Raw genomic sequence first — 13473 nt, forward strand, 5'->3', positions numbered from 1 at the left:
GCCTGTCTCAGCGGCCGAGACCGGACAGCCCGTCACCCAGGACGCTTGCGCCCAGGAGGAGCAGCACGATCACCGTGACCACGGTGCTGTTGGTGACCATGAACTGTCTAACGCTGTCCAGGTACGACGCGACGCGCTGTCCTCCGGCGAGATGGATGCCGCAGATGGGGGCGTGGTCGGCACTGACGGCGGAGTTGCGACAGCGGGCCGACTGGCAGGCCCCGATAAGTGGCGCACCGTCCTCGTTCTCTGGGCGGTGCTTCGTGCATTCGGCCCATTCCGGCTGCCACAGGCAGTGGTTGAGGGTGCCGAAGTGCAGCTCAGGCAGTTCGGCGCGGATGAGGTCGGCGCAGCACATCGCCGTCTGAGGGTTCACGCCAAGGGCGTCTGCCGGGACGGCCGGCGGTGCGAACGCCCGTTGGTCGATCACGGCGGGCGGGAAGCTGCGTCTACCGAAGATCGATCCCCGGTCCAGCAGCACGACCATGCCTTGGTGCGTCGAGCGCAGCAGGCGGCGTCCGAGGACGGGCTCGCCCGGTTTGCGGGGCCCGAAGACCGCGTCGATGACCGGGCGGGTGCCGCAGGCCACCAGAGCGACCAGCAGGACCTGCGGAGAGCCGGAGGCGGGGGTGTACTGGTTGGCACCCTTGCCCAGCCGGGCCCGCACGTCCGCGTCGTCGGCGACGTCCAGGTACGTGCCGTCGATCGCGACCACCAGCAGCCCGGCCCAGCGGGTGCCGGCCGTGCGGACCGCGCTCGCCGGGCCGCGCAGCAGGTCGAACAGGGCCCGCAGCGGACGCACCCCGAGCCGGGTGCGGGCGTGCCACAACGCGGTCGCGGTCACCGTCGGCAGAGGCAGTGTCTCGAGGGCGCCGGTCAGTTTGCGCCACACGGTCGGCTAGCCGCATTCCTCGAACAGGGTGGCCGCGAGCAGCAAGTAGACCACCACCCGGGCCGGCAGCTTCCGCAGCCGCTGCTGCACAGCCCCGCACTCGGCGAGGACCTCGTCGACCATCTCGAACGGCACAACCTGGGTTAACTCGCCCAGATGCCCCGGGGCGAAGACGCCGTCGGTTACCGCGATCTCGCGCGTGATGACAGACCGTCCGGACAGCGGAGCCTCCGGTCCTTGTGAACGGCTGTCTTGGCGGACCAGCCAGTTCTACCGGGGCTCCGCTTCTCGCGTCCGGTGTCCTTCCAGATCAGCCCTCACTTGCGGCTACGACCCGACCCCTAACTTCATGGCCTTGTCCTTTAGATGGGCGAGGATGTCAATCCGTCGGGACCAGATTTCCCCCCTCCCCGTCCCAGCGAGCAAAGGTGTTCGAGAACGAACGCACAGGCGGGCTGGAACGAGGCTGCGATCGGGCATCAGGAACGGAGGCGCCGCGCAAGAGATCAGTGTGGGGATCATCGGCGCCGAACCGACTGCAGGTACACGATCACACAAGCTTGACCATCACGTCAGCCTTGCCCAGACGAGCCCTGACGGCGTGCCGAAGGATGCAGACTGACAGTGGCCGGCATGGCCACCGGATGCTTGGGGCAGCGCTCATCGTCTCGCCCGCTGCTGCCGTAACTACACCGCGTCAACTGCTCACGCCAGGATCAGAAACAACATCTTTACGGGTCGAGGCAGACATCGCGGGCATAAGGTGCCGGGTGTGGCATATCCATCGCGGTCCGGCCCAAAGTCAGCCGATCGCGAGCTGTCCGCCGCGTGCCTCGAGGACCGTGCCGGTGATGTAGCTGGCGCGGGGCGAAACAAGGAACAGAACCGCTTCCGCGATTTCTTCAGGGTCTGCGACCCGCCCCAGTACGGTGGTTCGCCCGATCGCCTGGAGGGTTTCACCTCCCATCTCCTCCGTCCCGGGGGTATGGACAGGGCCCGGAGCCACGGCGTTCACGCGGACGCCTTGGGCGCCGAACTCGTCAGCCCATACTCGTGTGAGAAGTTCGAGTGCAGCTTTGGAGGCCCCGTATGCGCCCGATTCCCGCACCGGCGTGGTAGCCGCCGCTGTACTCACGTTCACGATGACGCCACGCCCCCGCGCAGCCATTCCCGGAGCGAGGGCACCGACCAGGAGCATCGGCGCGCGTGAGTTGACGGCCATCTGAGCGTCGAACATCTCGGCGGTGGTGTCCGGCGTGCTGGCGAACCGGTAGATACCGGCGTTGTTGATCAGAACGTCCACCTCGCCTGCTTCAGCGGCAAGACGCAGGACATCTTCCGAGCCACTCAGATCCGCAGCAACGAACCGAGCCTTCCCGCCTGCGGCAGCGATGTCTTTGACGGTCTCAGCACCCCGCTTCTCGTCCCGCCCGTGGACGATGACCGAGGCCCCCAACGCTGCCAGGCGCAGGGCCACGGCCCGGCCGATGCCAGCTGTGGCGCCGGTGACAAGAGCGGTGGATCCGTCCAGTTCTGCAGCCATGGAAAGCTCCTCCAAGCCGAGAGGAACGACATGCTGTCGGTTGTTCCTCGTGTAACTGATGATCCTGATGGTTCATGCCATGGCGAGGACGGACCCACGCCGGGCCGATCGTTGATCATGATCCCGCCCGGGGCCGCGGCCCACGTGGTCACGTGGGCCGTGCCGCCCGGCTGCATCGAACAGAGCCCCGCCCTCACCCGACAGACACTGCAGATCACCGCCCACCGCGCAGGGCGACTCTGGGCCCCTAGCGGAGACGTTGCCCGGCTTCTCGTGCGCGCCGGGCACACCGAAAAGCATCCGATGCGCAGCCAGCCCGGACCGGGAGGGCTATGCGGGGCCTCTACCTCGCTAGGCGCAGTCCCGACCGGACAAGGAACCCGTCTGGGCCAGCAGTGATAGCGGCCAGGTCATGGCCGGGTGAGGGTGGACGAAGCGTCGGCCTCCGTCGACCACTGGTCACCGCCGTCTCTCTAAGGAGCACTTCCATGTCCGGACGCAACACCGCCATTCGCAGCCTGCACGATCTGGGACTGGCGGCGTGGTTCGGTGGCTCGCTGATGGGTGCAGTCGGACTCAACGGCGCAGCACGTCAGAAAGGTGCCACCGAGACCGCGCAGGCTCGTATCGCGTCCGCCGGCTGGGCGCAGTGGGTGCCGGTCAGCGCCGCCGCCATCGGTGCCCACCTCTATGGGGGCGGCGGGCTGCTGGCCGCCAACGCCCATCGGGTCGCCCGCCAGAAAGGCGTGGCTGCCTCCACCACGGCCAAGACCGTCATCACCGCTGCGGCGCTCGCCACGACCGCCTACGCCCGCATCCTCGGCAAGAAGATCGAACTCGCCTCCTCCTCCGACCCCCAGGACACCGCACAGGCGACGCAACATTCCATTGACACCGACAGAGCCCGACGTCAGCTCGCCTGCGTGCAGTGGGCGGTGCCCGCCCTCACCGGATCGCTGGTGGTTCTCAACGCCCTGCACGGCGAACAGCAGCGGCCCTCGGAGCAACTCCGCGGCATGTGGGACCGCGCCTGCTCCATGACCCCACTCATGCACTAAAGGCCGTGTTTTTATCCGGGCACGCGTCGGCTCAGCGCGACGGACGAGCACCTTGCCCCCGTCCCCATGAACTGCTCGAACCAGCTCGACAGCAGCACGAGACGATCGAGATGGTCTCGGAACCGACCATCCCGGCGGCGTCTCAGCGGCCAGACACCGTGCAGCGTCCTGTCCTTGGGTTCACGCTGCCGACGCACCTGTCCACAGCCGAGATTCTCGAGGAGGGGCCGGGTGGTTGCCCCTCGGCAAGGTCCAGTCGAATGCCCTGTCTTGGAAGAGACATGCGTGGCCGAGCGGCAGTGGATGCCGTTCGCCGGACGGGCCCGGTGATCAGTGCCGTCTTCTCGTTTCGGCTGCGAGAGTCGTGCAACCCGGTCATGGGCGGACCGGTACCCCGCGCAAGCCGGCCTCCCCTCGCAACGCACCCATGAGGAGGGCAAGGATGGATCACTCTCGTGTCCCCGTGCTGGAGGCACTGCAGGAGTTCCGGCACCGGGGCGACGTGGTGTACGGGCCGCCCGGCCACAAACAGGGTCTCGGAGTCGATCCCCGGGTCCTCGACATCGTCGGGGAGGGTGTCTTCGCCTCGGACGTGCTGTCCCTGAACGGGCTCGACGACCGCCGTGAGTCGCAAGGGGTACTCACCCAGGCGGAAGAGCTGATGGCCGACGCGGTCGGTGCGGAGCACGCCTTCTTCTCCACCTGCGGCAGTTCCCTGTCGGTCAAGACCGCGATGCTGGCCGTGGCCGGGCCCGGCGAGAAACTCCTCATCTCGCGCAACGCCCACAAGTCCGTGATTGCCGCAGTGATCGTCAACGGCGTTCATCCGGTGTGGGTGCACCCGAAGTTCGACGCCGAGCGGCACCTGGCCCACCCGCCCGAGCCCGACGACGTACGCCAAGCCCTGCGCGAGCATCCCGACGCCAAGGGGATGCTGCTGATCACGCCGACGGACTGGGGCTCGTGCGCCGACATCCGCGGCGTCGCAGCCGTCTGCCACCAGCACGATATCCCCCTGATCGTCGACGAAGCCTGGGGAGCGCACCTGCCCTTCCACCCCGATCTGCCGGCCTGGGGCATGGACGCCGACGCGGACCTCGTCGTCACCAGCGTCCACAAGATGGGCGGCGCGGTCGAGCAAAGCTCTGTGTTCCACCTCCAGGGCGATCGCGTCTCACCCGAAGTGCTCAAGCAGCGTGAGGACCTGCTGGGCACCACCAGCTCCTCCTCGCTGGTCTACGCCACCCTTGACGGGTGGCGCCGCCACATGGTCGAGCACGGACACGACCTGCTCGACGCGGCGCTGCAGCGAGCCACCCGTATCCGCAAGGCCGCCGTGGCCCTGCCCGGCTTGCGCCTGATGGGTCCGGAGGTCGTGGACCAAGGGCTGACGGCGGAGCTGGACCTGCTGAAGATCACCATCGACGTACGGGAGCTCGGCATCAGCGGCATGCAGGCCACCGAGTGGCTGCGCACCCACTGCCACGTCGACATCGGGTCCTCCGACACCTGCCGGATCAGCGCGCAGATCACCCACGCCGACAACGACCGGACCGAGAACCTCCTCCTCGACTCCCTGCGCCGCCTCGTTGAGCACGCCGACACCATCGAGAAGCAACACCCGGTCCGCCTGCCCGAGCCCCGCGCGCTGCAGCTGGAACAGGCCATGCTTCCGCGCGACGCCTTCTTCGCCGCCGCCGAACACGTCCCGGCGCAGCGGGCCGTGGGACGCGTCGCGGCGGAGACGATCAGCCCCTACCCGCCCGGAGTCCCCGTCGTCGCACCCGGCGAGGTCATCAACCAGCAAGTCGTCGACTATCTGACCAGCGGCGTGGCGGCCGGCATGCTCATCCCCGATGCCGCAGACCCCACCGCCGAAACCCTGCGGGTTACGGCCCGGTAGGTGTCGTTTTCCGAACAGGCCAGCGGCAGGCCCACCGGTGCGGCGAGCCCGACGACACCCACCGCCAGCAAGGAGACGTAGTCCCCGACATGTCCGGAGTGCAGGCGGCGCAGGGCTGCCAGTACCGCGGCACCCGGACGCAGCAGGGTCGGGAGGGCGGCGAGCGAGTGCGGCCTCTAAAGACCGTGTCCTATGTGGTGAGGCGGAGGAGTCGCTTGTAGCAGCACAGGGCTGCAGCGAGGCCGAGAAAGGCCAGGTAGTTGCGGGGATCGCGTTCGTAGCGGGGGCTGAGTCGGCGGTAACCGGACAGCCAGGAGATCGTCCGCTCGATCACCCAACGACGGCGGCCCAGGCGTTCGCTGGACTCGATGCCTTTACGGGCGATGCGTACGCCGATGCGTTTGCCGCGTAACCATTTCCGCAGGTGGGGGACGTCGTAGGCCTTGTCGCCGTGCAGGCGCTGAGGCTTGAAGTGGCGGCCGCGGTGGGGGTCGTGTCTCCTTACGTTGTTCCTGGGTCTGATTCCGGTCAGGACTTCCCCCTGGGCAGGTGGGTGCACCAGCAGCGCAAGACACTGCGCGCCGGCGAACTCGACCCCCACTGCAAGGAACTGCTGGACGCTCCCGAGGCCGGGATGGTGTGGGAGCCCGGCGAGGAGGCGTGGGAGGCCAAGCTCGCTGCGCTGAGGTCGTACCGGCGGGCCACTGGGCGCCTCGCCCCGCGTCAGGACGCCGTGTGGAGTGAGGGTGAGGCGATGGTGCCGGTGGGGCAGCACATGGCCAACCTGCGGCGGAGTGGCGCGAAGAACGGCCTGCGCGAGTAGACCGGCCGCTGAGGTGCCCGGCGGTGGCACGGCGGTTGCTGTCATGCCACCGCCGAGCTCAGGCCTATGTATGCAGACTCTTGTCCGGGTGAATTTTCCGTGTGCCGACGAACCCTCTCGGTGCCCATCGCACCGAGCCCGTCACCGTGAGGAACCTCATGCGCCGTGATCACGCCGCGTCGATGTCCGACCGGGGTCGGACCTCCACGATGAAGTCCGCCTCCCCCATGTCGACTGCCTCGTCGCGCCAGAGGAAGACCCGCACGTGCATCGCGTGATGGAGGCCGCCCCTCTCCCACTCGGTCATCAGATCGCCGACGATGCGGCCGATGGCGTACCTGGCGCCCTCGGTCGAGTCGGGGGCGGTGATCGCGCCCTGCCACCGTTCGGGGTCGCTGCCATAGGGGCGCCAGCCCTCGGAGCCGTGCGGCTCGAACACCCGGTACACCCAATCTGTCTCGGTGTTCATAACACCGATCCTGTCACCGGGGAGCCCCCTGCGCCGCATCGGATCCACCCACGCCGAGCGGCGGAAGAGCCCCGGCAAGCGGGCGGTGCTGCTTCCTGCCGGGACTTTGGGTGGCGGCGAGGTGATCAGCCGGGGCCGCCACCACCGCCCGGGGCCGCCGTTTCCGCCACCCGTGCAGCCGGTGCAGCGCCAGGCGGGCCGCAGCTGTCCGGGGCGTTGGCGAACACCCGGAACCCGATCAACTACACCGTGGTGGATTCGTTGCAGATGCCGCCGCCTCCATCTCCGCCCGCGGCCGTGGCGGTGTTGTGGTCCACTGTGGAGCCGGTCAACGTGACACAGCATTTCCGTCGGAGTCGGGCCACGTCATCAACACGCTGCTGTGCTGCTCGTCGGTGAGGGTGATGCGGGCGCCGGGCATACTGCCGTACTCCCCACCCACGCCGAGAACCTGCGGCGGGTGGTCTCCTCGCCCCCGGGGCGCTGTGTCTGACCACGCAATGTGTATCGAACACCCCCCGGAGATCACTCCGAGGGGGTTGTTTCGTGCCCCGGGGTACCAGCGAGGGACAGCGCATCAGGCAGCGTTCTCGGCCGCACACGGGGGGGTGCCCCTATGTCTTTGGTCAAAAACGGGGGTGCGTTGGCTCTGGGGGCCGGGCAGCATGGCGGGGTGGCTGATCTGCTGTGGGATGACGTGCGCTGTTTCTTCGACCCGGACTTGATGGGGTCGCTGCCGGACGTGCGTGTCTCGGATGCCTCGGTGGAGGACTGGCAGGCGGTCCTCGATCTTGTCGCGGAGAAGGGCTGGAAGTGCCAGTACTCCGTGGGAGAGACGGTGTTTCCGGTGCCTCGGGCGGAGGCCGTGCTGTCCCGTCCGGCGAATGCCGAGTGCCCGGACCTTCGGGTCTGGCCGTCTGCCGATGTGTTGGCGATCTTCCGCTTCCATGCCCACGATGAAGTCGACTTCGACGTCGACCTGCGGGAGTTGCAGGGTCAGGAGCGACTTGATGTGTTCTGCAGCTTCCTTCGGGAGATCGGGGGGCGGTTGGGTAAGCCGGTGCTGATGGATCCGGAGGGTGATTACGGCCATCCGGTGCTCGGCTTCGACGTCGAGGCCGATCGAGTCGTTCTCCTCACGGACCCGCAGGTCAGGTGACTGAGGCCGACTGCTGGAGTTCGTAGAAGGTGCCGTCGCGGAGCATGGCGAAGAGGACGTCAGCTCGGCGCCTGGCCAGGCAGAGCAGGGCCTGGGTGTGGTGCTTGCCCTGGGTGATCTTCTTGTCGTAGTAGGCCCGGGAGGCGGGGTCACCGGGCGCCGCGAAAGCCGATAGGAAGAAGGCCCGCTTGAGCTGCTTGTTCCCTCTCCGGGAAGGTTGTTCGCCGCGGATCGAGGAGCCTGAGCTCCGGGTTGTCGGGGCGAGGCCTGCGTAGGCGGCGAGGTGGCCGGCGGTCGGGAAGGTGCTGCCGTCGCCGACCTCGATGAGGATCCGGGCTCCGGTCCTGACGCCGACTCCAGGCATTGACGTCAGGACCTTCGAAAGGGGGTGGTCCTCCAGAAGTTCCTCGATCCGCCCGGCCAGCAGTTTGCGCTGGTCGAGCACGGCCGTCAGTGAAGTGGCCAGGCTCGGGACAATCAGTGCGGCCGCCTCGGTGCCTGGGACGGTGACGGTCTGCTCGTCCAGCGCGGCGAAGATGTCGTCGACGAGTCGCTCGGCCATCCGCGGGGCCTTCGGCTGCAGCAGGGTGACCAGCCGCCGACGGCCGGCCTTGCGGATCTGGGCCGGTGACCCGAAGCGTTCCAGCAGTGTGAGGACGGCCGGGTGCTGCAACCGCGGCCCCAGTACCCGTTCCAGCGATGGGTGGATCTGGCTGAGCAGGCCGTGCAGCCGGTTCGCGACCCTGGTCGCTTCCCCTGCGAGGTCGTCGTCGAAGCCCACGATCATCTCCAGCTCGGCGATCGTCTCGTCCTCGCCGTCGATCGCCCGCAGTGTGTGAGGCATCGCGCGAGCGGCGTCGGCGATGATGAATGCGTCCCTCGCGTCGGTCTTGGCTTCGCCGGGGTAGAGGTCGGCGATCCGCCGCATCGTCAGCCCGGGCAGGTAGGCGACCGGGCAGCCCATGTCCCTCGCCACCGCCAGCGGCAGAGCCCCGATCGAGGCCGGCTGGTCGACAACGACCAACACTGTTCCGTGCCTGGCCTGGAGTTTCGCGAACAACTCGCGGAGCTTGGGTTCGGTGTTGGGCAGGCGCTTGTCGAACGCCTTCTTCCCGACCGGGGTCACGGCGGTGGCGTGGTGTTCGCCCTTGCCGACGTCCAGGCCGAGGAAGACGTCGATGTCGCCGGTTTCGATCACGTGCAGGCCCCTCCATCACGCTTTCGTCCGGCCTTGCCAGGGCACCGAGCTGCCACATCCACGTTACGGAGAGCTCTTCCGGCTCGGGTGAAGCCGGTGCTCAAGCCCCTCATCAGCGGTCCGTCGATGCCTCCGAGCCCGGTGGCACCACCCCCCGGATCATCAACAACAGGAGGGGGAAGTCATGCCGGACCCGAAGGCCGGAGGCTCCATTGCGGAGCCACGAAGAAGGTAATTGTGATAGTCGACCTGCGGCCCGGGATGGGTTGCTGCCAGGCTGGCGCTGACGTTCCGGTATGACCCGCAAGGTAATTGGCGGCTCGTCAGAGCCTGCCGTGCCCCCGAGATGTCTACCGGACGTCGGCGTCGGCCTGGCGCCCGGTGTGCTCAGCTCAGGGACCGCCCGACGCAGGACATCGAGCACCGCATGACCGTCCGGGCCCTGAGGTCCACCGCCCAACGCGTCCAGACACTCCAGGCCGAGGCCAAGGACCTCGAGAGCGAGATCCTCGTCCTCGTGCGGCGGATGGCTCCGGAGCTGCTGGAACTGCAAGGAGTCGGGCCCATCACAGCCGCCCAGGTCCTTGTCAGCTGGTCGCACCCCGGCCGGTTCCGGTCCGAGGCCGCCTTCGCTTCATTCGCCGGCGTTTCGCCAATCCCGGCCTCTTCCGGGCTCACGAACCGCCACCGGATCAACCGCAGCGGTGATCGGCAGCTGAACCGGGCCCTGCACACCATCACGCTCATCCGCATGCGGCTGGACCCCTCTACGAAGACGTACGTCGCCCGCAGGATCAGCGAGGGTAAGACCTCCCGTGACGCACAACGGTGCTTGAAACGAGTTGTCTGCCGTCAGCTATTCAAGATCCTCGAACACTCCGACCGAACCACAAGGACCTCCTCCGTACCGCTTGACGCGAGATAGCAGCCTCGGGGGGGGTGCCCCTATGGGTTTGGTCAAGCTGATGGGGCGGTTTGTGGGTCGTAGAAGGTGCTGTCGCGGAGCATCGCGAAGAGCACGTCGGCTCGTCGTCTCGCGAGGCAGAGGAGAGCTTGGGTGTGGTGCTTGCCCTGCGCGATCTTCTTGTCGTAGTAGGCCCTGGAGACCGGATCGGCCAGGGCCGCGAACGCGGAGAGGAAGAAAGCCCGTTTGAGCTGCTTGTTTCCTCTCCGGGACGGTTGCTCACCACGGATTGACGTGCCTGAGCTGCGGGTCGTTGCGGCTAGGCCGGCGTAAGCGGCGAGGTGGGCGGCTGACGGGAACGAACTGCCGTCGCCGACGTCGATGAGGATGCGGGCTCCGGTCCTGACGCCGATCCCCGGCATGGACGTCAGGACCTTGGAAAGAGGGTGTGCCTCCAGCAGTTCCTCGATCCTCGTGGCAAGGAGTTTCCGCTGGTCAAGCACTGCCTGGAGTGAGCTGGCGAGGCTGGGAACGATCAGTGCGGCCGCGTCCGTGCCCGGGACGACGACGGTCTGCTCGTCCAGTGCGGTGAAGATGTCCTCGACCAGCCGCTCGGCCATCCGCGGTGCCCTGGGGCGGATGAACGTCACGAGTCGGCGCCGTCCGGCCTTGCGTATCTGCGCGGGCGAGCCGAACTGGTCGAGGAGTTTGAGCGCGGCCGGATGCTGCACTCGCGGACCCAGGACCCGTTCCAGCGACGGATGGATCTGCGTCAGCAGGCCCCGAAGCCGGTTGCTGATCCTCGTTGCTTCGCCTGCCAGGTCATCGTCGAATCCGACGATCATCTCGAGCTCGGCGATGGTCTCGTCCTGGAGATCAACAGATCGGAGCGTGTGCGGCATGACGCGGGCCGCGTCCGCGATGACGAACGCGTCGCGGGCATCGGTCTTGGCCTCACCGGGATACAGATCAGCGATCCGCCGCATCGTCAGCCCGGGCAGATAGGCGACCGGGCAGCCCATGTCCCGGGCCACCGCCAGAGGCAGAGCGCCGATGGAGGCCGGCTGGGCGACCACGACCAAGACGGTCCCGTGCTTGGCCTGCAGCCTCCCGAACACCTCGCGGAGCTTGGGTTCGCTGTTGGGCAGCCGCTTGTCGAAGGCCTTCTTCCCGGCCGGTGTGACGGCGGTGGCGTGGTGTTCGCCCTTGCCGACGTCCAGGCCGAGGAAAGCACCGATGTCACTGACGTCGATCACGTGCTTCCTCCGGTCGTCCTCACCCGGCCGTCCCACGGCACCGATCGCCACATCCACATTACGAAGAGCCTCCCGACCTGCGGAAAGGCCGGTGGTCATGCCCCTAATCAGCGGTCTGTCGATGCCTCCGGAGCCGGTGACACCACCCCCCAAGCCATCAACTCGACAGGGGGAGACAGTCATGCCAACTCCGAAGGCCGGGCGCCTCATTGCGAGGCAAGCAAGAAGGTAATGGGGGGGACAGAAGGCCAGACAAGGCAGCGATGGCGGCCGCCTTCGCCCTCCTGATCAGGCTCGGAGGGCCTGGGCGTCCGCATCTTTGCCGGTGGGCCCTCGGGAAGCCGGGTGCGGTCGGTCGGTGCTCATCGCCGGCTCCTCCGCCTTCCTGGCTCCCCTACGGCCCGGCGCAGCGTTCAGTACTGCTCGGTCTCCACGAAACCCGTGCTCGCGTTGTCGTCCGCGTCGAAGGCAGCGGCGGTCGGGTCGAATCCGGGCGGGCTGTCCTTCAGGGCCAGCCCCAGGCCGGCCAGCTTCGCCTTGACCTCGTCGATCGACTTCGCACCGAAGTTGCGGATGTCCAGCAGGTCCGCCTCCGAGCGCGCCAGGAGCTCACCCACCGAGTGGACGCCCTCCCGCTTGAGGCAGTTGTACGACCGAACGGTGAGCTCCAGCTCCTCGATCGGCATCACCAGATCGGCGGCCAGGGCGGCGTCCACCGGGGACGGGCCCATGTCGATGCCCTCGGCTTCGACATTGAGTTCGCGGGCCAGACCGAACAGCTCGACCAGGGTCTTACCGGCGGAGGCCATGGCGTCACGGGGACGCATGGCCTGCTTGGTCTCGACGTCGACGATCAGCTTGTCGAAGTCGGTGCGCTGCTCGACACGGGTGGCCTCGACCTTGTACGTGACCTTGAGCACCGGCGAGTAGATGGAGTCGACCGGGATACGGCCGATCTCCTGGCCCACCTGCTTGTTCTGCACGGCGGAGACATAGCCGCGACCGCACTCGACGGTCAGCTCCATCTCCAGCTTGCCCTTGCCGTTGAGCGTGGCGAGGACGAGGTCGGGGTTGCGCACCTCGACACCGGCCGGCGGCGCGATGTCGGCGGCGCTGACCAGACCCGGGCCCTGCTTGCGCAGGTACATCACGACCGGCTCGTCATGCTCCGAGGAGACCACGAGCTGCTTGATGTTGAGGATCAGGTCGGTGACGTCCTCCTTGACGCCCGGCACGGTGGTGAACTCGTGCAGGACGCCGTCGACGCGGACGCTGGTGACAGCAGCGCCGGGGATCGACGACAGGAGGGTGCGGCGGAGCGAGTTGCCGAGGGTGTAGCCGAAGCCCGGCTCCAGCGGCTCGATCACGAACCGGGAGCGGAACTCGTCGACGACCTCTTCGGTCAACGAGGGACGCTGAGCGATCAGCACGAGGTATGGCCTCCAGTGTTTGGCGCCCGCTATGTGACGCCGCAGACACCATGAAGGGTACGGGCGGTTCGGCCTCTTATGCGGCCGAACCGCCCGACCCCGCCTGTCTGCCGGCCGGTCGGCAGGCTCAGCTCCTGCTGGAGCGGAGTCCAACGATCAGCTGCCCCTAGGAGCCAGCCACCAGCGCAGTTCGTAGGCGCATACTGAACCATGGCAAGCCTGCTGCACCCAAGCGTCATCTACCTACCGCCCCGTTCAAGGACCGGGTCACACCGGCTCCCCGGCCCTTCTCGGGCCGGTGGCTGATCCCTACGCCGTCCACGCGGACCTCGCCCCCCGGAGGGCTCGTCGAGTCCGGCAAGACACGCGAGGAGGGGCGACTTGCCGGATCCCGAGGGCCCCACGACCGCGACCGTCTCGCCTCGGCCGATCCGCAGCGACACCCCGCGCAGCGCGAGCGTCTCCTCCTCGCCGGCCCCGTAGAAGCGATACAGCTCGCGGGCGCTGAGGACCGCTTCGTCCACCACGGTGGTCACTTCCAGGCCCAGGAGCCGCTGATGACGCGCCACGGGTGCCGTGAGCAGGACGATGACCGCGGCGTCGACCTCCACCCCGTTCGAAGCGACGGCGCTCTACCCTCTCTGAACCGCTTTCTACCCTCTGATAGGCATCAGACTGCAAAGAGGCGGCACGGCTCGACCTCAGGCGAAGAAGGCGGGGTTTTCGGTCACCCACCGTCTCCTGGTTGCTGGCCGAGCACGTCGGACGCCCGGCGCCACCGAGCATGCAGGACCCTGACCTGCGTGTGAGAATTGGGTATTGCATTGCAGTTCGGTGT

The 13473-nt window shown here is 67.7% G+C and carries 9 protein-coding genes and 4 pseudogenes; 5 read left to right on the plus strand and 8 right to left on the minus strand.

Translation table 11 applies throughout. The features are described from left to right. Positions 1 to 7: 7 nt before the first annotated feature. Positions 8 to 1156, minus strand: a pseudogene (locus tag ACFQ9Z_RS33610) (transposase domain-containing protein). 538 nt (positions 1157 to 1694) lie between these two features. Further along, complete coding sequence (locus ACFQ9Z_RS33615) at positions 1695 to 2435, minus strand: SDR family NAD(P)-dependent oxidoreductase (protein WP_383028710.1); 741 nt, start codon at positions 2433 to 2435, stop codon at positions 1695 to 1697. A 488-nt stretch (positions 2436 to 2923) separates the two neighbouring features. Between ACFQ9Z_RS33615 and ACFQ9Z_RS33620 the strand changes: the two genes are divergently transcribed. Then, the gene (locus ACFQ9Z_RS33620; protein ID WP_383028715.1) at positions 2924 to 3493 is read left to right on the plus strand and encodes a hypothetical protein; all 570 of its coding nucleotides are present in this window, start codon (positions 2924 to 2926) and stop codon (positions 3491 to 3493) included. Positions 3494 to 3935: 442 nt separating this feature from the next. Further along, positions 3936 to 5396, plus strand: a complete 1461-nt coding sequence (locus ACFQ9Z_RS33625; RefSeq protein ID WP_383028720.1) for an aminotransferase class I/II-fold pyridoxal phosphate-dependent enzyme — start codon at positions 3936 to 3938, stop codon at positions 5394 to 5396. Positions 5397 to 5586: 190 nt separating this feature from the next. Here ACFQ9Z_RS33625 and ACFQ9Z_RS33630 read toward each other — a convergent pair. Further along, positions 5587 to 5898, minus strand: a pseudogene (locus tag ACFQ9Z_RS33630) (transposase); the annotation flags it as partial. On the opposite strand from ACFQ9Z_RS33630, the pseudogene ACFQ9Z_RS33635 reads away from it, so the two are divergent. Then, positions 5839 to 6210: pseudogene (locus ACFQ9Z_RS33635) on the plus strand (helicase associated domain-containing protein); the annotation flags it as partial. The pseudogenes ACFQ9Z_RS33630 and ACFQ9Z_RS33635 overlap by 60 nt on opposite strands. A gap of 178 nt (positions 6211 to 6388) precedes the next feature. Here the strand turns inward: ACFQ9Z_RS33635 and ACFQ9Z_RS33640 are convergent. Next, positions 6389 to 6688 (minus strand): hypothetical protein, encoded by a 300-nt coding sequence (locus tag ACFQ9Z_RS33640; RefSeq protein ID WP_383028723.1) that lies wholly within the window; start codon positions 6686 to 6688, stop codon positions 6389 to 6391. Positions 6689 to 7361: 673 nt separating this feature from the next. On the opposite strand from ACFQ9Z_RS33640, the gene ACFQ9Z_RS33645 reads away from it, so the two are divergent. Further along, positions 7362 to 7847, plus strand: coding sequence for a hypothetical protein (locus ACFQ9Z_RS33645; RefSeq protein ID WP_383028728.1), 486 nt, complete (start codon positions 7362 to 7364; stop codon positions 7845 to 7847). Here the strand turns inward: ACFQ9Z_RS33645 and ACFQ9Z_RS33650 are convergent. Further along, complete coding sequence (locus ACFQ9Z_RS33650; protein WP_383028732.1) at positions 7840 to 9045, minus strand: IS110 family transposase; 1206 nt, start codon at positions 9043 to 9045, stop codon at positions 7840 to 7842. The genes ACFQ9Z_RS33645 and ACFQ9Z_RS33650 overlap by 8 nt on opposite strands. Before the next feature lie 427 nt (positions 9046 to 9472). Here ACFQ9Z_RS33650 and ACFQ9Z_RS33655 point away from each other — a divergent pair, with 427 nt between their 5' ends. Beyond that, positions 9473 to 9970 carry a transposase gene (locus ACFQ9Z_RS33655; protein WP_383028737.1) on the plus strand — a complete coding sequence of 166 codons (498 nt, stop codon included), beginning with the start codon at positions 9473 to 9475 and terminating at the stop codon, positions 9968 to 9970. A gap of 32 nt (positions 9971 to 10002) precedes the next feature. On the opposite strand, the gene ACFQ9Z_RS33660 is transcribed toward ACFQ9Z_RS33655, so the two are convergent. From ACFQ9Z_RS33660 to ACFQ9Z_RS33670, 3 genes and pseudogenes are all read right to left on the minus strand, one after another. Further along, positions 10003 to 11205: an IS110 family transposase gene (locus ACFQ9Z_RS33660; protein ID WP_383029006.1), complete on the minus strand. Its 1203-nt coding sequence runs from the start codon at positions 11203 to 11205 to the stop codon at positions 10003 to 10005. Positions 11206 to 11618: 413 nt separating this feature from the next. Beyond that, complete coding sequence (locus ACFQ9Z_RS33665; RefSeq protein ID WP_383028741.1) at positions 11619 to 12635, minus strand: DNA-directed RNA polymerase subunit alpha; 1017 nt, start codon at positions 12633 to 12635, stop codon at positions 11619 to 11621. A gap of 280 nt (positions 12636 to 12915) precedes the next feature. Further along, positions 12916 to 13177, minus strand: a pseudogene (locus ACFQ9Z_RS33670) (ATP-binding cassette domain-containing protein); the annotation flags it as partial. Positions 13178 to 13473: the final 296 nt, after the last annotated feature.

This window comes from Streptomyces sp. NPDC056580 (assembly GCF_042793175.1).
GTDB lineage: Bacteria > Actinomycetota > Actinomycetes > Streptomycetales > Streptomycetaceae > Streptomyces.

What these genes read in the sequence shown, in the direction of transcription:
- ACFQ9Z_RS33615 (WP_383028710.1), bottom strand. Translation starts at nt 2,435, where the DNA reads ATGGCTGCAGAACTGGACGGATCCACCGCTCTTGTCACCGGCGCCACA.
- ACFQ9Z_RS33620 (WP_383028715.1), top strand. Translation starts at nt 2,924, where the DNA reads ATGTCCGGACGCAACACCGCCATTCGCAGCCTGCACGATCTGGGACTG.
- ACFQ9Z_RS33625 (WP_383028720.1), top strand. Translation starts at nt 3,936, where the DNA reads ATGGATCACTCTCGTGTCCCCGTGCTGGAGGCACTGCAGGAGTTCCGG.
- ACFQ9Z_RS33640 (WP_383028723.1), bottom strand. Translation starts at nt 6,688, where the DNA reads ATGAACACCGAGACAGATTGGGTGTACCGGGTGTTCGAGCCGCACGGC.
- ACFQ9Z_RS33655 (WP_383028737.1), top strand. Translation starts at nt 9,473, where the DNA reads ATGACCGTCCGGGCCCTGAGGTCCACCGCCCAACGCGTCCAGACACTC.